Annotated in this window: 18 protein-coding genes and 1 pseudogene; 7 read left to right on the top strand and 12 right to left on the bottom strand. The window is 40.0% G+C overall.

Annotated elements, in window-relative coordinates; all coding sequences use genetic code 11:
• Window positions 1-28: 28 nt before the first annotated feature.
• The 5 genes from AN393_RS16345 to AN393_RS16325 form a co-directional block, all read right to left on the bottom strand.
• A complete protein-coding gene (locus AN393_RS16345; protein ID WP_055018639.1) occupies window positions 29-493 on the bottom strand; it encodes a DUF1456 family protein in 465 nt (154 codons plus the stop codon).
• A 113-nt stretch (window positions 494-606) separates the two neighbouring features.
• Complete coding sequence (locus tag AN393_RS16340) at window positions 607-1851, bottom strand: lipoprotein-releasing ABC transporter permease subunit (protein WP_055016448.1); 1245 nt, start codon at window positions 1849-1851, stop codon at window positions 607-609.
• Window positions 1841-2539 (bottom strand): lipoprotein-releasing ABC transporter ATP-binding protein LolD, encoded by a 699-nt coding sequence (gene lolD / locus AN393_RS16335; RefSeq protein WP_055018638.1) that lies wholly within the window; start codon window positions 2537-2539, stop codon window positions 1841-1843. The genes AN393_RS16340 and lolD overlap by 11 nt, the downstream gene beginning before the upstream one ends.
• Window positions 2532-3749: a lipoprotein-releasing ABC transporter permease subunit gene (locus tag AN393_RS16330; RefSeq protein WP_055018637.1), complete on the bottom strand. Its 1218-nt coding sequence runs from the start codon at window positions 3747-3749 to the stop codon at window positions 2532-2534. Before AN393_RS16330 ends, lolD begins: the two co-directional genes overlap by 8 nt.
• 125 nt (window positions 3750-3874) lie before the next feature.
• Window positions 3875-4744, bottom strand: a complete 870-nt coding sequence (locus tag AN393_RS16325) for a LysR family transcriptional regulator (RefSeq protein ID WP_055018648.1) — start codon at window positions 4742-4744, stop codon at window positions 3875-3877.
• 131 nt (window positions 4745-4875) lie between these two features.
• On the opposite strand from AN393_RS16325, the gene AN393_RS16320 reads away from it, so the two are divergent.
• Window positions 4876-5997 carry an S-(hydroxymethyl)glutathione dehydrogenase/class III alcohol dehydrogenase gene (locus tag AN393_RS16320; protein WP_055016445.1) on the top strand — a complete coding sequence of 374 codons (1122 nt, stop codon included), beginning with the start codon at window positions 4876-4878 and terminating at the stop codon, window positions 5995-5997.
• Between the two features lie 68 nt (window positions 5998-6065).
• Complete coding sequence (gene fghA, locus AN393_RS16315) at window positions 6066-6908, top strand: S-formylglutathione hydrolase (RefSeq protein WP_055016444.1); 843 nt, start codon at window positions 6066-6068, stop codon at window positions 6906-6908.
• Here fghA and AN393_RS16310 read toward each other — a convergent pair.
• Both AN393_RS16310 and AN393_RS16305 read right to left on the bottom strand, forming a co-directional pair.
• Window positions 6862-7236 (bottom strand): hypothetical protein, encoded by a 375-nt coding sequence (locus AN393_RS16310; protein ID WP_055018636.1) that lies wholly within the window; start codon window positions 7234-7236, stop codon window positions 6862-6864. The genes fghA and AN393_RS16310 overlap by 47 nt on opposite strands.
• 73 nt (window positions 7237-7309) lie before the next feature.
• Window positions 7310-8773: a BCCT family transporter gene (locus AN393_RS16305; protein ID WP_235576212.1), complete on the bottom strand. Its 1464-nt coding sequence runs from the start codon at window positions 8771-8773 to the stop codon at window positions 7310-7312.
• Between the two features lie 522 nt (window positions 8774-9295).
• Between AN393_RS16305 and AN393_RS16300 the strand changes: the two genes are divergently transcribed.
• Window positions 9296-9712, top strand: a complete 417-nt coding sequence (locus tag AN393_RS16300) for an MgtC/SapB family protein (protein ID WP_055016441.1) — start codon at window positions 9296-9298, stop codon at window positions 9710-9712.
• Window positions 9713-9852: 140 nt separating this feature from the next.
• Window positions 9853-11037, top strand: coding sequence for a DUF1624 domain-containing protein (locus tag AN393_RS16295; RefSeq protein ID WP_055018634.1), 1185 nt, complete (start codon window positions 9853-9855; stop codon window positions 11035-11037).
• 62 nt (window positions 11038-11099) lie between these two features.
• On the opposite strand, the gene AN393_RS16290 is transcribed toward AN393_RS16295, so the two are convergent.
• Together AN393_RS16290 and AN393_RS16285 are read right to left on the bottom strand one after the other, a co-directional pair.
• Entirely contained in the window at window positions 11100-12125 is a 1026-nt protein-coding gene (locus tag AN393_RS16290; RefSeq protein ID WP_055018633.1) for an energy transducer TonB, read from the bottom strand.
• 314 nt (window positions 12126-12439) lie between these two features.
• Window positions 12440-14347, bottom strand: a complete 1908-nt coding sequence (locus tag AN393_RS16285; RefSeq protein WP_055018632.1) for a beta-ketoacyl synthase — start codon at window positions 14345-14347, stop codon at window positions 12440-12442.
• A 124-nt stretch (window positions 14348-14471) separates the two neighbouring features.
• On the opposite strand from AN393_RS16285, the gene AN393_RS16280 reads away from it, so the two are divergent.
• Complete coding sequence (locus AN393_RS16280) at window positions 14472-15482, top strand: GlxA family transcriptional regulator (protein WP_055018631.1); 1011 nt, start codon at window positions 14472-14474, stop codon at window positions 15480-15482.
• Between the two features lie 75 nt (window positions 15483-15557).
• A complete protein-coding gene (locus AN393_RS16275; RefSeq protein WP_055018630.1) occupies window positions 15558-16784 on the top strand; it encodes an EAL domain-containing protein in 1227 nt (408 codons plus the stop codon).
• 296 nt (window positions 16785-17080) lie between these two features.
• Here AN393_RS16275 and AN393_RS16270 read toward each other — a convergent pair whose 3' ends face one another.
• Window positions 17081-17593, bottom strand: coding sequence for an MgtC/SapB family protein (locus tag AN393_RS16270; RefSeq protein ID WP_055018629.1), 513 nt, complete (start codon window positions 17591-17593; stop codon window positions 17081-17083).
• A gap of 17 nt (window positions 17594-17610) precedes the next feature.
• Window positions 17611-18654, bottom strand: a pseudogene (locus AN393_RS16265) (GNAT family N-acetyltransferase/peptidase C39 family protein); the annotation flags it as partial.
• Between the two features lie 267 nt (window positions 18655-18921).
• Between AN393_RS16265 and AN393_RS16260 the strand changes: the two are divergent.
• Window positions 18922-19263 carry a zinc ribbon domain-containing protein YjdM gene (locus tag AN393_RS16260; protein ID WP_055018628.1) on the top strand — a complete coding sequence of 114 codons (342 nt, stop codon included), beginning with the start codon at window positions 18922-18924 and terminating at the stop codon, window positions 19261-19263.
• A gap of 147 nt (window positions 19264-19410) precedes the next feature.
• Here AN393_RS16260 and AN393_RS16255 read toward each other — a convergent pair whose 3' ends face one another.
• Window positions 19411-19914 carry an REP-associated tyrosine transposase gene (locus tag AN393_RS16255; protein ID WP_055018627.1) on the bottom strand — a complete coding sequence of 168 codons (504 nt, stop codon included), beginning with the start codon at window positions 19912-19914 and terminating at the stop codon, window positions 19411-19413.
• Window positions 19915-20186: the final 272 nt, after the last annotated feature.

The raw sequence follows: 20186 nt of genomic DNA, 5'->3' as shown, positions 1-20186 counted from the left end.
GCTGAGCTTTTAGCGATAAATAATTTATTTACTCTGCGGGGCGATACTGCTGCTGAACGCCTGTTAAAAACAAACGCAAAATTTGGTCATTACACACACGGTAATGTTTGTTTTCTACTTTGCGAGAAAACGCACTTAATTCGTGTTTACTTAAATCAAAGTCAACTAATGCAAGCGTTGCTATTACATCTTCTGCTTTCATGTTTAGCGCAATACGCAGTTTCATAAAAATAATATTATTGGTTAACTTAGCCTCTGGCACAGGCTGTGGGCCTTCACGCTTGCCACGCTTAGTATTAATAAAGCCATTTAAAAACGTAGCAAACTCAGTGTCTGACATTTTAACAAACCCTTGCTCGCCCTCTTTTGTTAACCATGCAACAACTTGCTCAATGGTAACTGTTGCCTCTGCGGCGGCAAAAATACTGACCATGGCAGTATCGGTTAAATTAAAGGTATAGCGAACACGGCGTAAAATATCGTTATTTGTCAAAGTAATTTCCTGAGTAGAGAGCGAGGCTAAATTAGAGCGCCCACGTTAAATGAGCGCGCAGTTTAGCAGCTTAAGGCACCCTGCCCTATTGATATTTACGCTATAAAAAGTTGTTAATTACCCAACACTTTTGCAGGGTCGACTCGCGTTGCTTGCCACGCGGGATAAATAGTAGCAAGTACAGCTAAAATAAAGGTAACTATCACTGTTATACCTATATCACTGAGTACTAATTTACTGGGTAAAAATTCAATAAAATAAACGCCTTCGAGTGGGTTAGCATCGAATAAATGACTCACCCATGTAAACAGCTCACTTATATTAAGCGCAAGTACAACCCCGACTAATGTACCAAGTAGTACCCCAACAAAAGCTTGCGTTAAACCTTGCATGACAAATGTAGCTAAAATAGTACTGTCTTTAGCGCCCATGGTTTTTAAAATAGCTATGTTGCCTTGCTTTTCGCGTACTTCCATTACCAAGGATGACACAATATTAAAACTGGCTACCGCTATAATTAAAAATACCACTATATAAACAATGGTACGTACCATTTGTATATCTTGGTACAAGCTACCTTGCGTTCTAAACCAACTAGACACGTACACATAATCACTAATAGTTTGACCAACTCGCAGTGCAATTTGATGCGCCTCGAATACGTCATCAACACTTAACCTAAGCCCAGTTACTTGGCTATTATCGTAACCTAAAACGCTTTGTGCTTTTTTTAAATGAATAAACGCAGCGGTGCTATCTATTGGGCCACCCATTTCTATAATGCCCGCAAGTGTTAACGTTACGCGTTTAGGGGCTAATAGTGACTTGCCTTGCTCACTAATTTTAGGAATGAGTAAAGTAATAGTGTCGCCTATATTAGCGCCTAATTGCTTAACAATTTGCTGGCCTAAAATAACGTCATTCGTGCGCAGCTGACTAACCAGTGTGCCTTGGGTAAATTGGTTTATGGCCGATACATTTCCTTCATAGCTTGGTTCAACGCCGCGTATCTCTACCGCTTTTAGCTGGCTTTTAAATTGCGCCATACCATTTACCGCTATAAATGGCGCAGCACCAGTAACATGTGGCTGATGCTGTAGCCGTTCAACTTTTTCAGCCCAATTGGCAATTGGCCTGCTTGGCGCTACGTATTCAACTTGCGGTACCACACTTAATAAACGATGCACAAGTTGCTGCTCAAAGCCATTAATAACCGAAAGCGCAACAATTAACACCGCCACCCCTAATAAAATACCAACAGTAGAAGCTTTGGCAATAAAGCTTACAAATGCGTTTTTTTCGTCTTTATGCCCAGAATACGCTCTAAAACGTTCACTTAAAAATAAACTAAGCAACATGGTGCGACTCTTTAATGGCAAGTTTGCCATCATCTAAATACGCAATTTTACCTAGCTTGTCTGCAAGCTCTAAGTCGTGAGTGACCACTACAAAACTAGTATTTAAGCTTTTATTTAGCTCATTTATTAAATCGTAAATTTTAATTGCATTTTGCTTATCAAGGTTACCGGTAGGTTCGTCGGCTAACACTAATGCGGGTTTAGTCACCAGCGCTCGGGCAATAGCAACACGCTGGCGCTCTCCACCCGACAGTGCTGATGGTTTATGCTCACTACGATGCGCTAAACCTACTTTATCGAGCATTTCAAGCGCTTGCTCTTTCGCTTCGTTAGCGTTGAGCCCTTTAATTAACAGCGGCATAGCCACGTTTTCAACTGCACTAAATTCCATTAATAAATGGTGAAATTGATAAATAAAGCCCAAGTTTTGATTTCTAAACGCCGCTTGATCTGTTCGCGATAATTTAGCAACCTCTTGATTTTTTATTTTAGCGCTGCCCGATGTAGCCGTATCAAGGGTGCCTAAAATATGCAGTAAGGTACTTTTCCCTGAGCCCGAGCTGCCCACTATAGCCAGCATATCTCCTTGGTTAAGTGATAGGTCTACCCCTTTTAATACTTCTACTTGGTTTTGGCCATCTTGATAAACTTTACTTAAGTTTTGACAGCTAATAACTAAATCATTCATAACGCAATACCTCTGCTGGTTTTACTTTTGCGGCTTTGCGCGCAGGATATAAAGTGGCTAAAAAGCTCATTGCAATACTGCTAAGCGCAATAATAACGAGGCTTAACACATCAAACTTTACCGGAAGCTCTGCACCTGCGAGTAGGTTTAGCCCTACAGCAGCGAGTAGTTCATTAATATATATGCTAAACAATACACCTAAAAATGCCCCTATCGCGGTGCCAATAACGCCGTTATACAAGCCCTGCACCATAAATACTTTTTGTATTTGTGAAGGCGTTAAACCTAAGGTCTGTAATATCGCCACTTCCCCTTGTTTTTCACTCACCATCATTGTCAATGCTGAGACAATATTAAATACAGCCACTAATACAATCAGCCCTAACAACATAGACATAATACGTTTTTCCATGGCAACCGCGGCAAATAACGTGCCTTGGCTACTGCGCCAGTCACTTACTTGATAATCGCGTAAAATAAGTTGGCTGTCCTTTGTAAATTGCGCTAATTCAAAGGGTTCATGTAACGACACACTTAAGTTAGGCGCGGTATTTTTGTTAAGCTTTAATACCCGCTGTAAAGATGCACCGCTGGTAAATGCAAGGCCCATATCTATTTCTGAGCCGGTTTCGTATATTGCGGCTATTTTAAATAAACGCTGACTAGGTACACGTCCAAGTGGCGTGTATGAAGAGGCATTAGGCATAATTACGCGCAATTTTTCTCCCATACCAACACCAAGTTTACGGCTTAAATAACGGCTAATAGCTATGCTGTAGCTATCATTTAAAACGTTTTGCCAATTGCCCTGCACAACTTTATCGGTAATTTTATATAACGAGCCGTTATCGCCATACAAGCCTTGCAGTAATACGCCGTGTAAGTCTTTATTGGTTTGCAAAATGGCTTCGCCATGGCGGTATAGGCTTACGTGATCTACGTAATCTGAGCGCTCTAAATCGACTTTTAACGCATTCATTTGCGCGCGGGTGTGTTTATTAGCTTGTATTTCTACGTGAGGAATGAGCCCTAACATATTAGTTTTTAAACTGTTTTCAAAGCCATTCATTACACTGCTTACAGTGAATAAGGCCATTAGACCTATGGCTATTCCGGCAATAGAAAAAAATGAAATAAACGATATAAACGCATTTCCTTTAGAGGAGCGGCTATATCTGAGCCCTATAAATAAGCTAACCGGTTGAAACATATTATTTAAAACATTTATGCTAAAAGTGTGCGGCTATAGTAGCACGAACTAAGATGAATTGAATATGACCATAAATGTAAGAAATAATTTATAAATCTTACACTTGGCTATATTTTAAGCGCACTTTATTCAAGTCCAGCCACTAAATAATCGAGTAATACTCTTACGTTAGTGGCAACAAACTGACGCGGCGGGTAAATTCCCCACACACCTTCTTGTTCCGGCTGATAAGGGGTTAATACGGGCACAAGCTCGCCTGTTCGTAGCTCATTTTCAATATAATAATTAGGTAGCTGGACTATTCCTAAGCCTTTTTTTGCGCCATCAACTAACGCCCATCCACTATTGCAGCGCAAGCGCCCTGCAATTTTAATGTGTTTATCACGGCCGTTTTCGTTTACTCGCCAGTAACTACTGTTACCAATTAAACATTGATGTTGTGTTAGCTCACCTAGGGTATGAGGCTCGCCTACTCGGGATAAATAATCGGGGGAGGCACACATTATAAAGCGCCGAGCACTTAAACGCCGTGCTCTGTGGCTTGAATCTTTTAAATGCCCTAACCGTATGGCTAAATCAAACCCGCCTTCGAGTAGGTTTTCTTGCTCGTTAGAAAGTGTAGCAATAACTTCAACCTCAGGGTGATCATGCATAAAATTGTGCACAATAGGCATAATAAAAGTTTCACCATACATAACCGGAGCTGTTAATTTAATTTTACCTTTAGGCGTTGTTTGCTGCGTTGCTAAACTTTGCGTTGCATCGTCCATAGCATGTTGTAATTGCTTAGTTTGATGTAAAAAGGCTTCACCCTCTTTGGTTAATACCACTTTTCGGGTGGTACGGGTGAGTAATTGGGTATTTAAACGCTGCTCCAACGCCGTTACATGGCGACTTATATGAGCAACCGACAACCCCAGTACATTAGCCGCTGCTGTAAAACTGCCCTCTTCACCCACGGCTATAAACTCGTCTATGCCATCCCAACGTGCCATTATTACCATACTGTAAAAGTGTTTTAATAAATCAGAGATTATCATTATTTGAGAAACAAATACAATAGAGCCATCACCCAAACACTTTGGGTCTACAATTGTTATTTAAAACCACTACAAAGGATAAGTACATGTCTGAATTTATAAAATCAAAAGCAGCTATTGCATGGGGTCCAAACCAACCCTTAAGCGTTGAAGAAGTTGATGTGATGATGCCTAAAAAAGGCGAAGTAATGGTAAAAATTACTGCAACAGGTGTTTGTCACACTGATGCATTTACTTTATCAGGTGAAGATCCGGAAGGTATCTTCCCAGCAATTTTAGGCCACGAAGGTGCAGGCGTTGTGTATGCAGTGGGCGAAGGCGTAACCAGTGTTGAAGTAGGCGATCACGTTATTCCTTTATACACTGCTGAATGTGGTGAATGTAAAATGTGTACTTCGGGCAAAACTAACCTATGTTCAGCAGTGCGCGAAACACAAGGTAAAGGCCTAATGCCAGATGGCACTACACGCTTTTTTAAAGACGGCCAACCAATTTATCACTACATGGGCACGTCTACTTTTTCTGAGTACACCGTACTGCCAGAAATTTCACTTGCAAAAGTAAATAAAGAAGCGTCGCTCGAAGAGATTTGTTTATTAGGCTGTGGTGTAACCACAGGCATGGGCGCGGTAACAAACACTGCAAACGTAAAACCAGGCGATACCGTGGCTATTTTTGGCTTAGGTGGCATTGGTTTATCGGCCATTATTGGTGCAAAAATGGCCGGCGCTGGTCGCATTATTGGTGTTGATATCAATACCAGCAAATTTGACCTTGCAACAAAACTTGGCGCAACCGATTTAATTAATCCAAAAGATTTCGACAAACCAATTCAAGAAGTAATTGTTGATATGACTGATGGCGGTGTTGATTATTCGTTTGAGTGTATTGGTAACGTTGATGTAATGCGCTCAGCACTTGAGTGTTGTCATAAAGGTTGGGGTGAGTCGGTTATTATTGGTGTGGCCGGTGCTGGCCAAGAAATTTCAACCCGACCTTTCCAGCTTGTAACAGGGCGTGTATGGCGTGGTAGCGCATTTGGTGGCGTTAAAGGCCGTTCGCAATTACCTGAAATTGTTGAACGTTACATGGCAGGCGAATTTGCGCTTAACGACTTTATTACCCATACAATGAGCCTTGAAGAAATTAACGATGCGTTTGATTTAATGCACGAAGGTAAAAGTATTCGTACAGTAATTCACTACTAATACGCTATTGGTAACTTATGTATTAAAAAGCCGTATTACTTAATTGTTTGCGGCTTTTAAGGATTTTTATGTTAGAAAATATCTCAAGTACAAAAGTAGCAGGTGGTTGGCACAAACAATATACCCACACTGCAACCAGTACCCATTGCACAATGCGTTTTGCAGTATTTTTACCACCAGGCGCAAGCGAGACTAATAAAGTGCCAGTGCTTTATTGGCTATCGGGTTTAACCTGTACAGACGAAAACTTTATGCAAAAAGCCGGCGCATTTAAAAAAGCAGCTGAGCTGGGTATTGCTATTGTAGCGCCTGATACAAGCCCACGTGGTGATAGTGTTCCTGATGACGATAACTACGACTTTGGCCAAGGCGCGGGTTTTTACGTAAACGCAACGCAAGCACCGTTCAATACACATTTTAATATGTATGACTATGTAGTTGATGAACTACCTATGCTTATTGAGCAACACTTCCCGGTAACAAGCACTAAAGCTATTAGTGGTCACTCTATGGGCGGCCACGGCGCTTTAATGGTGGCACTTAAAAACCCTAAAGCGTATGTTAGCGCATCGGCCTTTAGCCCTATTGTTAATCCAATTGACTGCCCGTGGGGCGTGAAAGCATTTACGGGTTACTTAGGCACCGACAAAGCGCTTTGGGCTCAATACGATTCGTGCGAGTTGATGAAAAAAGCGCAGCAGGCTGATTTTCTCCCTATGCTTGTAACACAGGGCGATGCCGATGGGTTTTTAGAGGAGCAACTTAAGCCGCAAAACTTAGCGGCTGTTGCTAAAAATAAAGGCTATCCGCTTAGTATTGAAATGCAAGCAGGTTATGATCATAGTTACTTTTTTATAAGCAGCTTTATTGACCAACACTTATCATTTCATAGTCAGTTTTTAACTGCGTAACCTCATTAGTGTGTAGATCAGATTTCTCTACTTCTACACACTCTTTTAATACTTTACTCACTTGCCTGCAAACTTGTACCGTATTTCCCTCACCTTTTACTAAATTGATTAGCAATGAATCTATTTTCAATCCTAAATCGGTAAAACTGAACCCGTTTTTGTTTTTAGGTATAGGTTCGAGTAGATTTTTATAAGGCTCTGAACGAGCAGGACTATTACTATATTTATTATCACGTGCATTTAATTGTGCCTGTTCATCAATTATAACACCAGCGACTGTGCAGCCACTTAGATAAATAACACATAAAAATACAGTTAGCGTTCTCATGATGTATCCTGAACAAAAATATTACTTAAATAATATACAATTTTAAAAATAGCATTGTAAAAATATGTAAGCGCTAGTGCTTAAATTCACTTAAAAACTCTTTAATAAAACCCAACAGCTGCAAGATAAAAATAACCAAAAAGGGGAGCGCACCAATAATGGCAACACTTCTATTGAGTGGCTCGTTATTTTGAGCAAGTAATATAAAGGCACATAAGCCTAAAGCAAATGACCAACTATATAAATTTACGGTGTTATTAGTATGCGCGTTTTTATTGGAAGAGCTTAATTCCTTTATTATAAGTATTGCTGAGTCTGCCGATGTTGCTACAAAAATGAGCAAAAGCAGCAAGCTTGACCAAATTAAAATACTTCCTTGCCACCCTAATTGTTCAAAAAATACAAATAACCCTTGGGTGTAATCAGCTTTAATAGCCGCTAAAATACCTGCATTATGCGTTTGATCCCACGCTATGGCCGACCCCGAAAAAACACTAAACCATATTATGGTTACTAAGGTAGGCACAAACACTACACCTATAATGTATTGCCACACAGGCCTACCTTGGCTTATTTTAGCTAAAAACACACCCACGAATGGCCCCCAAGCTAACCACCAAAAATAGTAATTATATGTCCAACCATTAGCCCACTCAGGGTCTTTAAGTACGCTTTCTAATTGCCAAGTACCAGTAGTAATGAGCTGAATGTAATCCCAAGTCCCCCCTATCGCTATATCAATGATTGGTTTTAATGGCACATAAAACATTAACCATATAATCATGCCAAAAGCTAAGAGCACATTAAACTTACTCAGCGCTTGCACCCCCTTTTTCAGGCCTAGCTTTGCTGAAACCGTATACAAAACCACGATTAAACTAATTATAATTAAACCCGAAAGCAATACTGACTCAATGCCTAGCTTTAATTCCAACCCCTTACGAAGTAATAGCGTAGAGTTTGCAATAGTCCCTACGACGCCAAAAAATATTGCGAATATGGCTATAAGTTTAATACTAAAGCTCAACTTAAATTGCCAACCGCTATTTATAACCCCTTTGGTTACATTAATAACGGGCGCGGCTATATCGCCAGCCTCACCACTTTTAGTACTAAGCCCTCCTAAAACTAAGCCAAACACCGCATATAGCGCCCATGCATGTGCTCCCCAATTTACAAGGGTAAGCGCCAAGCCACTCGTTTGAGTGTTTGCATATAAACTTTGTTTTAGTACAGGATTAACTGAGTGAAGTGCAGGTTCTGCTACGCCCCAAAAAATGAGCCCCGATCCCATTCCTGCCGCAAAAAGCATAGACAGCCAACCAAATAAGCCAAATTCAACACGGGCAGCGTCCCCGCCAACTTTTCGCCTACCAAGCGGGCTTATGGCAATAACAATGACGGCAAGTAGTAAAAAATTGACTAACAAAAAAAACGGCGCCCCTAAAAAGCTTAAGGCGCTATTGATGAGCGGTTGCAAATGATCAGTAAGTAGTTGAGGAGCCAAAAATGCAATAGCACTAAGAGTAAAGCACACTAATAATGCAGTTTTTTCAAGCTTGGTTATATGTAAATGCAATTAAAATACACTCTATTGAGGCCTGTTGACCTTTCAGGATTAAAATTTGTTCAATCTAGGGGCTTATTTAATCGTGGTGCGAGGTTTGTAACCTAGTGGGCTAAGTCAAAACCGAGTAAAAAAGAGTAAATGGCCCCTAGACAGAACCTGTTTGGCATTTATACGACGTTATCGCCTATTTACGGGGAGTAACCATACTACACAGGCTCTGCCTTGGCTAAATACCAAACAAACTGCTGTAAATTTAACCTCGAAAGATAAACAGGCCCTAGTCTTTAATAATAAAATAATACGCACTTTGCAAAATTAATTAAACGCATAGGTAGGATTTACTTGTAAAAGCGTTAACTAATCATGTAAATATTACCAATTAAATAATAAGCGCCCACCTATAAAATATTTAATTCACTGAATATCAACAATAAAATCATTGGCCTGTCGTTTGCTATCAATATACACCTTTTACCATTAGAGACCATTATGGAAATTGATTTACAGTGGAATGAGATCATCGATAATTTAATTCACCTTGGTATAGCCTATTTGCTTGCCCTACCTATGGCTTATGACAGAGAGCGAAGTAATGACGGAGCAGGCTTAAGAACATTTCCTCTAGTTGCTGTAGCCTCGTGTGGCTATGCTGTTATTGCAATGTCGGTGCTAGAAGGTGCTGAGGCGCAATCTAAAATGTTACAAGGAATAATAACAGGCATAGGTTTTATTGGTGGCGGCGCAATTTTAAAAAATAATAAATCTACGTCGGGCACAGCAACAGCAGCAAGTATTTGGAATATGGGTTTAATTGGTATAGCTGTGGCATATAACCGTTATGAAATCGCCATAGTACTAGCTGTCATTAATTTTATAACACTCAGATACGTTAAAAAGTTCAAGTAATACATATTTGGGGAGTTACGCTTAAGCGGTGCTAATAAACCACAGATTGTCATTTCCTAAATTTCAGACGCTCACTCTCGCGTGACGTTATTTTATAACATATAATACCGACATATTTTATCTCCCTTTTGAGCTTAGTTATGTCAATCCCAGCTACGCCTCCTCGATTACATCATATTGATTTACTTCGAGGTATTATCATTATTTTTATGGTCATAGACCACGGCATGTATTACTGCCTAAATTATTCAGTCACCGATCCGATGACGGTTCCTGGTACTGATCCCCTCACCTTTTTTACCCGTTTTGTTTCGCACTTTTGCGCTCCTTTATTTGTTTTTTTAGCGGGGCTTTCGGCAGCCATAACTGAGCATAAATACACTTCCACTAAAGCATTTTCACAAAGCTTAATTATTCGTGGTTTAGTACTTATTTTGTTTGAATTTACTATCGTCTCATGGTCGTGGAGTTTCAACCCCGCTTTCCCGATGCTATACGCGCAGGTTATTTGGGCAATTGGCTGGAGCTTTGTTATGCTTGGGTTACTTCGTTTAATTGGCTTATATGCTGTATTTATAGCAGGTTTGCTATTAGTGTTCGGCCACAATTTATTTGACGGGGTAAGTTTTGAGCCAAATACGCTGGCAAATACACTGTGGTCTATAGCACATCAAAAAAATGTACTCGAACTGCCTTTCGGTTTTAAAATAAGAACAACCTACCCTGTAGCTCCCATTATAGGCTTAATGGCAATGGCTTATTGCGCTGGCGTTTATTACAAAGCAAAAAAGTACAGTGCAAAAGCAATAAACCATGCAGCTTTACTGGGTGTTAGTTGCTTAGCTTTATATACAATACTACGCGGTTTTAATTTATATGGTGATACATCAACATTTACTATTCACAGTAATACTCTTGATACCATTATGTCGTTTTTAAACCCAACCAAATATCCGCTGTCGTTACAGTTTATGTTGCTAACAGTAGGCCTTGGGCTTATCGCACTTAAATTTTTAAGCCGTCTAAAAACCGATTTTTCACGTGGTTTTTTACAGGTACTTGGCAAAACCAGTATGTTTTCATACCTTGTACATCTGTATTTATTGCATGCACTAGCGTGGTTGCTTATCCCTATTTTAGGGCTTAATTATAGCGATATGACCTACGGTGAAACCCTTGTTGGTTTACCGCCAGGATATGGAATGAGCTACGTAGCTACACTTACTTTTATAGCTGTTGTTATTGGGCTTACCACTTTACTTGCTAAGCGCTACATTACTTGGAAACGGAATAACAAACACAGCTTAATTGCTAAATACATTTAAAAAAACAAAAAACCCCGCTCAATACTGCGGGGTTTTAGTTGGTAAGCATACTCAGTAATAATCTATAAAAAGCTTTTACCGCTTTGTTTAAGAGTCACAGTTTGAGCGATAGTACTTTTAATTAATAAACCGCATCGCACATCATTTTTAGAAATTTCAATTTTATCAATAGTGCTTAAATCATAATTAACTACTTTGTTTTCACACCTAAGCTGTACTTTAGATAACGGCTTGTCTGATTTGAGTTCTACTTCACTTTTAGACAATAGCGGTAAAACAGCCTGCTCAGATTCAAGTGAAATTTGCTGACTTATTTCACCCGAATTTTTATATATATCGTTCACTTGCGCTAATAACTGTGCTTTATTTTGCTCTGAAAAGGTTATTGAATCTATATTATCTAGTGCATCAATCGCATCGTAAGCGCGCACAAAATCTTGTTTTGATATAAACCATTGCAGTGCATTTTTAATTACACGCTTTTTTATTTGATCTGGTAAGTTATCTCTAAACAAAAAAGCTTCATAAATATGCTTATCAAATTTTTCCCAGTCTTTTACAAAGTAGCTATGTTGGCTTTTTAGCCACGCCAATAAAACTATTTCAACGGTGTTTTTAGTATGCTCGTTTTCAAGTTCTGTAATATATGTTTTAGCCTCATCGTATTTTTTATCATCAATAAGCTGGCTGGCTTTTTTATAATCGTCAAAAAAGCCAGAAGATGCTTGATCATTAGAAAAACTAGCGTGCACATTTTGTGAGCTTACCTTAATTGTTTTAGCTGTAGGTACAGCATTACCATTTATGCGCGCGCTTTTATAATTGAGTTTGGAAACGTAATCGATGGCTTCTCTTTGATATTTTTTTTGTCCTGCCGTGGCCACAATTTCAATATCACTTACCTGCCCGTTTTCATCAACCACGTAGCTGCTTAAGTTAATGCCTTCTAACCTTGATGCGCGTGATGAGGTATTAGTAAGTTGATCGTAATTTTTATTTATTACCTGTGCAGGTACAAAGTCATCCGCTGATACTGGTGGTAGAGTAAAGGTTGAAACTAAAGAAAGTGCGAGTAAACGTTTTTTCATCGAGTTATCCATCCTAGATTATGTTTCTAATATAAAAACAAAGGTACTCCATAAATCCAAATAAATCCATAAAAACACGTCATTTTTTAATCAATTTTATACCAATCCGTTTAATTAATTTCTCTATTGTGAGGTTGGAAAAATGTGTTGCTAACCAGCAAAATAATCTTATTTAGTTGTTCTAAATAATATTTTAACGCCGATAATGGGTCGTTTAGGCACGAAAAATGATTGAGTATGGCGAGTGGGTATTATAAAACTCAAGCATAAAAAAAGGCGCCTTTCATAGCGCCTTTGGATTCAAGTATGTGTGCTTAGGACATATCTTGATAGGAGTGGGTTGTATTAAACGAAATAGCTTTATCAAAGCCAGGAAGCTCTATCCCTGCTTCGCCAATTACAATGTCGTTATCGTCAATGGCGCCATCACCAAAACGATAGACTAATTCGTACTTACCAAGGTCAGCTTGCGCTTTATAGGTATTTTGCGCGGCAATAACGTTAGTGTTTTTATCAGCGTAATCACTCATCACTTTTTCACCATGGCGTTTAGCAAGCATTTGCAGTGTTACTTTAGCGCTCAGTACAGTGGCTGTGGCATTATTTCCGCCAAAACCTTTTGAGTTTATAAAGGCTATGTCCATATCGCCACAGTCGTAGTGGCTGTTACGTATATCTAAATGATCTGCATAAACATCGTCAGCAACTTTATTTATGGTAGTAATACCCGGCATAATATTATGGCTAAATACACCCAGCGCAATCGCAAGCTGATCGCCACTGGCAGGGGCAATTGTATGCCCTACATAGGCTTTAGGCGCCGTTACTTTCCAGCTATCAATGGCAAAGGTTTCCGCTACTTTATGGTAAATAAGTGACTCTGTGACTCTATTTTGCGGTGTGCTTGATCCATGCGCTAAAATAAAGCTGCGCTTTTGCAGCGCCTCTTTACCTAATATGCTTTTTGCAAGCGCTACAGATTTAGCCATGGTAATGTAATTACCAGGGCCAGGAGAGGTGATTGATTTTTTAATGCCATCAGCATTTACAAATACATCAGGTACAGAGCCCATAATGTCTGCGCCTAGTTCTAGTGCTAACGCATCGTCCATTAAAATAGCCACTTGTGCACCTTCACCTAATGTAAAGCCGCAGTTTTCACCAAATGGGCGGCTACTTTTACGGTAATCGGGCTCTTGTTCACTGCTTAAATTATCTAAACGGCGCAGGCCTTCAACATTGGCAAGGGCGCTCATATTGCCAAAACCTTCGACCACTTCTGGCGTAATAGCGCATTCAACACTTGCTACCACCGCAACACGGGTGCGTCCTGCTTGAATATCGTTTACTGCAGCGCGTAAGTTATATAAAAATGTCGCACATGCGCCCGAGGTAGAAAACGTAGTCCCTACATTACCTGTAACGTACGCGTTTATAAAATCGGTCGACATCGTATTTAAGCCAAGTGCTAATTGCTTAGTACTAACACGATCGCCCTGCTGGCGCGCTTTAACTAAACCACCTAATCCCTTATCGTCCATTTGACCAATAACAGAGGCTGAATAGGTACCAATTTTATCTGGCTCTACGCTATTCATTATGCGTTGCCAGTCAAGGCCCGTTGATTTAATGGCATCATTTGCTGCAAATATAGTCGCTTGCAAACCACGCGGCTGGTAACGGCTGTTATACATAATTGATGGATCAAACCCAGTAGGAAACTGACCTGCCGATTTAATCGGATTATCACGTGTAGAATCAAGCTTTACGTCTAAATCTGCGGCTATTGTTACTTTTACTTTTTTGCCTTCAAGCGCTTGTACTTCCCAGCTTGCAGGCACTGGGGTTGGTAAGTCGCGCGCGCGAGTTTCAAATACTATTGCGTTTTCGTCAGACGACTTTAACGTCATTTTTTGCTGCCAAGGGGTGGCATCTGCGTCAAAATGCTCTTTTTCAATTTTACGAATAAGCGTGCCAGCTATAATTTGCTCACCAAAGCGTGCTTCTATGTCGCTTTGCTCAACATTATTACCGTTTGTGTCTTGTAATTGACCATCAACAACGCGTACCAAGTTCATTAATGTGGCGAGGCCTAAAAATGTTTCACTACGGGCTTGTGCGTTTAATGCATCTAACACGATACGGCGGTAACCTTGATGAAAAGAAGTTCGGCCTGCAGCGTTAATACCGCCCATGCCTACAATTACAGGTAATGCTGTCATAATTAACCTTTAAAGCGTGTTATTTGAGAAGCAAACAGTTTAAATGGATTACCCCCCGCCCTTTGTGCTTTAATAGCCAAATGTTCAGCATTAAAGGCCAAAAACTACTGGTCGGAGCATTTGCATGCAAAACAAAACTGTCAATCCAGCATTAAATATAGCGATAGCTGTGTACCCGCACTTACTCATTACCAGCTTAACACTGCCTATAGAAATGCTTAGAGCCGGTGAAGCCTATGCTAAAGGCCACTTAAACCAGGCTGATTTTAGACCGCTTAGTATAAATTTAATTGCTAAAAATAATGAGCCAATACAAAACCGTACAGGCCTTGCCATAGTGCCCGACTGCACTACACACAACGCGCCCTACAACGATTTAATTATAGTACCCGGCATATGGCGAAATCCTCGCCCTGTCGTTCGTACTAATAAAGAAGTGGTTGAATGGCTACAAGAAAGCTTTGAAACAGGCAGCCACATAATTGGCGTAGGTACAGGTAATTGCCTAGTTGCAGAAGCAGGCTTACTTAATGGTCACCCTGCTACAACCCACTGGCATTATGCAAAACAATTTAGCCACGACTACCCATTGGTAGATTTAAAGCCCGACTTTTTTATCACCCAATCTGAGCGCATGTATACGGTGGCAAGTTTAAATGCGCTTGCGGATGTAATCGTTCATATTATTAGCCAATATTATGGCAAAGCAGCTGCGCAACACGTAGAGCGTAACTTCTCGCATGAAGTACGAAAACCCTACGAAGATCAGCGCTACCTTGAAGGCGCAGTTGACCGCCATCCAGATGAACTTATCGCGCAAATTCAGTTTTGGCTTAAAACCAATTTAGCCAGCGAGTTAAGCTTACAAGAAGTCGCCGCCCAATTTAGTTTAAGCTACCGTACCTTTACACGGCGCTTTAAAATTGCCACTAACCAAAGTCCGATAGAATATTGGCAACAATTACGGGTAGAAGGCGCTAAAGAGTTATTAGCATCGTCTAATTTAACGATTCAGGAAGTGGCGCTTGAGGTTGGCTATAACGACCAAGGGCATTTAACACGCGTATTTAAAAAAGTCCTAAGCCAAACGCCAAGCGAGTACAGAAAAGTAGTGAGAAAAAAATTATTTGGCTAACACTTCTGTGCTATTAAGTGGCTTTTATTGTTATATAAATTACACTATTACCTAAAATGTGGTTCTGGCTATTGTATGAGTGATGAAATAAAAAAACAGCTTTTTGAGCAACAAAGTGATGACTCTATCGACGGAAAATTATTGCGCCTGCTTTCGCTTGTGCGCAAACACCTAAAAATGGATGTCGCGTTTATATCGGAGTTTACAAAAACAGATCGGGTTTTTAAGGTGGTTGATAACCAAACTAACAACACCTGTGTATCAGTTGGAAATTCTGATCCAATTTGCCAAACATATTGTAAAAAAATCTCAGATAACGACCTTGAACCTATCATACCCAACACGCAAAAACACCCAATTACTAAGGCTATGCCAGTTACCAATAAGTTAAATATAGGCTCATATATCGGTGTGCCTATAGTTTTAGCATCAGGTAAAACCTATGGCACCTTTTGCTGCTACAAAACAACCTATGATGAGAACTTAAATAATAAAGATCTGGCTTTTTTAAAACTGATTTCAGAGCTTGCTAGCGAACTTATAGAGCAAAAAGCACAATCAGATACCATAAGTAATGATACAAAAATTCTCATAGAAAATATTATAAAAACAAATGCCATCACTATTTATTATCAGCCCATTTTTAACCTAGCGACTAACCGGCTATCGGGTTATGAGTCGCTTTCTCGATTTTTTACTGAACCTTACAAAACACCCGATGTATGGTTTAAAGAAGCCGACAACTTAGGGTTAGGTGAAGCGCTAGAAATACTTGCTATACAAAACACCTTGCACTGCATGGATGAACTTGCCCCACATACCTACGTAACCATTAATACATCGCCAGCACATATATTATCGGGCGCGATTAATAATGTATTAAAAAATGTAGATTGCACCAGAATAATATTAGAAGTGACTGAGCACTCGCCTATTACAAACTACCAAGCTATGCGTGCTGCACTTGAGCCATTAAGGGCAAAAGGCGTAAAGCTGGCAATAGACGATGTAGGGGCTGGGTTTTCGTCTTTTCAGCATATATTAGAGTTAGAAGCCGATATTATAAAACTTGATATTAGCCTTACCAAAAATATAAATAACGACCGAAGAAAGTTTTTATTAGCAAAGGCGCTATGTGGTTTTGCAAAAGCAATTAACTGCTCAATTGTAGCTGAAGGCATAGAAAATGAAGATGAGCTTTTTACACTCAGAAAACTAAATGTAGATAACGTACAAGGTTATTTTATTGGTCGCCCCGCACCAATTGAAGAGGCAATAGAGTATCAAGCAGTCACGCTTTAACTAGGGCGTGTTGACCTATGCGGATTGAAATTTGTTCAATCTAGGGGCGATTAAATCGCGGCGCGAGGTTTGTAACCTAGTGGGCTAAGTAAAAATCGAGCAACAAAGAGTTTATCGCCCCTAGGAAGAACCCGAAGGGCAGCACATGTTTAGCATTTATGCTGCGTTATCGCCTATTTATGTGGAATAACCACACTTCATAGCTCTGCCTTGCCTAAAAACCAAACATACTGCTGCAAATTCAACCATCAAAGATCAACACGCCCTAATACATTTTAACGTAGTACGCCACTTAATTAGTGGCGTTCTGTGTCGTTAAACTCTTTTCGGTAGTAACGTTTTTGATAATTTTTTACTTTAGTGTGCACGCCTTTACTTAAGCTTTTAAATTTTACCTCTAGTACATCTACGCCGTATAAAATACCGACCACCAGCACTGAAAGTTTAATAGCAGCAGCTAGATTGTCAGTGGCTATCATTACGCCAATTGAGGCAAGCACCCATATTGTTGCAGCTGAGGTAACCCCTACTACGGCGCCGTCTTTTGCAAGCATAACGCCAGCGCCTAAAAAGCCTATACCTGTAATTATTTGCCCCACTACACGAGAATGATCAATCACATCCCCTTGTAAGTTAAACGCAGTCGATAAAAACAAATACGTGCCCAGCGTTATTAAGGCTGAGGTACGAATACCCACAGGTTTACCGCGTAACTGGCGCTCTAACCCAATTATGGCACCGCAAAAAGCGGCGGTGCCAATGGCTGCCCACGAATAAGGGGCTACATCAATTAAATCTAAAAAAGTCACTCTTTAATTAATACCTATTAATTATTAGCAATGGCCACTGCGGTTCTTAGCCGTTGGCCACCAAATGCTGACATTTTACTAAAATCACTGCGCGCTATAGGTACGTACTGGCAATCTATAGCAAGTTGTTTGTCGCTTCCTGGCTCGCAAAATGGATCGTGAACATACACGCAGTGCTCATCAAGGTGGGTAACGCACACCCAATGCGGTGATTTTTTACCAACAAAACTGTATGTGCTAATCAATAAGAGTACGCTAAAGCCTTGGCTTAACCACTGTTCAATATGCTCAAGTTCAACATCTTTATAGCTAAGCGGTATATTAGCCTGTGCAATACCATCAACAAATTGTTGGTGTACTGTTGTAAGTACCACTTTTTTGTTCTCATTGCGTACGCCATCTAGAAACAAAGGCTCTGTGGTATTAACTATTACCTCGCTTTTAAAGCCGCGTTTGTTAGCGGCAAGTGCTAGACCAAACGGATGGCAACCACCATGCCCCGAGGTCATAAAAATGGTGGTGCCTTCGCGCCACAGTGCCAGCTCGTGTGTTTGGCTAAGCTCCGTTGCTGGCTTTAGTGCTCCCATTGCCATTAATAACGCCGCAGGCCCACAGGTAAACTCGGTAGTTTGCTGATACCATGGCGTTAATCGCGCTACTTTTAGCTCACTCGTTTGGCGAATATTTTTTTGCATTCGCAATGCATCACTATGATCGTGATAATAATCGCTGTATTGGCCAAATACTCTGTAACCCAAACTTTTATAAAGCCCAATAGCATTTTTGTTATTTACGGCCACTTCTAAACGAAGGTAAATTCGCCCACGCTCGCTGGTTTGCTTTTCAAGCGCAGCTAATAGCATTTTGGCAATGCCTTTACCTTGCATTGTGTGTTTTACAGCAAGCGAATATAAACGTGCCAAACGTGTGCCTTTATGGCACCACACCAGCCCATAGCCGCATACTTGCTCGCCACTTTCTGCAATTAGCAAAATACAGTGTTTAGCACTTAACCAGCGCTTTAAGCTACGCGGGCTCAATTTATCGTTATTAAAGCATGCCTAATAAAATACTCAGCACTATAAATAGAAACACCCAGCGTACTAAGTGGGCATTGCGCGTATCACTTAATACGATGGGTGCTTTAACAAATACCTACTGTAAGTGTTAGCGCTTAAATTGCTTAAGCGACATCTGCTTTATATGCCCTTTTTAAAAACCACACAAACGAGATATTTTTAGCGTAAAGATAAAAAATATTGATTAACTATATTTTCCTCTTAATGCAGATTAAAATACGCAAAATTACTATTTTATGAGCGTTAAAAATGTCACATCCTGCCTGCCCACAGTGCCAATCTGAATATGTTTACGAAGACCAGCAACTACTTATTTGCCCTGAATGTGCCTATGAATGGAACCCAAATAGTACAAGCGATGAAGACGCAATTTTAGTTAAAGATGCCAACGGCACTCTACTTAATGATGGCGATAAAGTAACCGTAGCCAAAGATTTAAAAATAAAAGGCAGCTCACAAGTGATTAAAATTGGTACCAAAGCGGTCGTTAGACGTGTGCTTAATAAAAAAGATCACGAGCTAGATTGTAAAGTAGATGGTATTGGCGAAATGATGGTAACAGCGAAGTTTGTGAAAAAGGCTAACTCGTAGGTCGGATAAGTGGCGAAGCCATGCCATCCGACACGCCATAAAGCCGAGTTTATATCATTCAACAATAGAGTTTTATACAAGGCTAAAATGTATTATGTAGCTATGGCTTCGTCGGATGGCGCTTCGCTTATCCGACCTACGAATAATTTATATTATTTCGCCGCACCAATTATTTGTATAAACACCTTGTTTCACGGCTCTGTGAAAACTTGAATAAGGCCAATCAACTACTCGACTAACTAAACCGTGCTTTAACGGATTAAAGTGAACGTAGTTAATATGATGCCAATAATCATCATTATTTTTAATGGTGTGCTCCCAAAACCGGCGCTGCCAAATTCCGCGCTCATTTTTACGTTTTCGTGTTTGAGTTAAAAACTCTGTTTTTGGGAGAGATTTTGAAAATCGCTTTTTAATTTCTCGCCAGCGACTCGAATAATCCATATCACCATCTGGTAAGGTTAAAACCGCATGAAGGTGTTCGGGTAGCACAACCCATGCATCTATATAAAATGGCCTTTGGAATTTAACAATACGGATAGACTCTCTTAATAAATCGATATGCTCAACCAACAACGATTTATTCCTATCGAGCAAATTAACGGTAAAAAAGTACGCCCCACCTTTAACATAATTAAGACGATATCGCATTACACATCCACTGCTCTATTTGTTACACATTAGCTAAATAAAGCGTAATTTTAGGATATATACAACATTGACGTAGGTCGGATAAGTGGCGGAGCCATGCCATCCGACAGTTAATTTATAAGTATAAGCGTTTATTGTATTGGTAATTTGGATCGGTGTCATGCTGATTGTTTTGTTTTGGGATGGGTTGCCTGTTTATTTTTTTCTTGACGGTCATACTCCACCTTTTATATGAAAAAAGCAGGCTCTATTTACTCGAGTCGTTTACTATT

Origin of the sequence: Pseudoalteromonas sp. P1-25 (genome assembly GCF_001401805.1) — a bacterium.
Taxonomy (GTDB): domain Bacteria; phylum Pseudomonadota; class Gammaproteobacteria; order Enterobacterales; family Alteromonadaceae; genus Pseudoalteromonas.
This window is presented reverse-complemented; position numbering and strand designations above follow the sequence as displayed.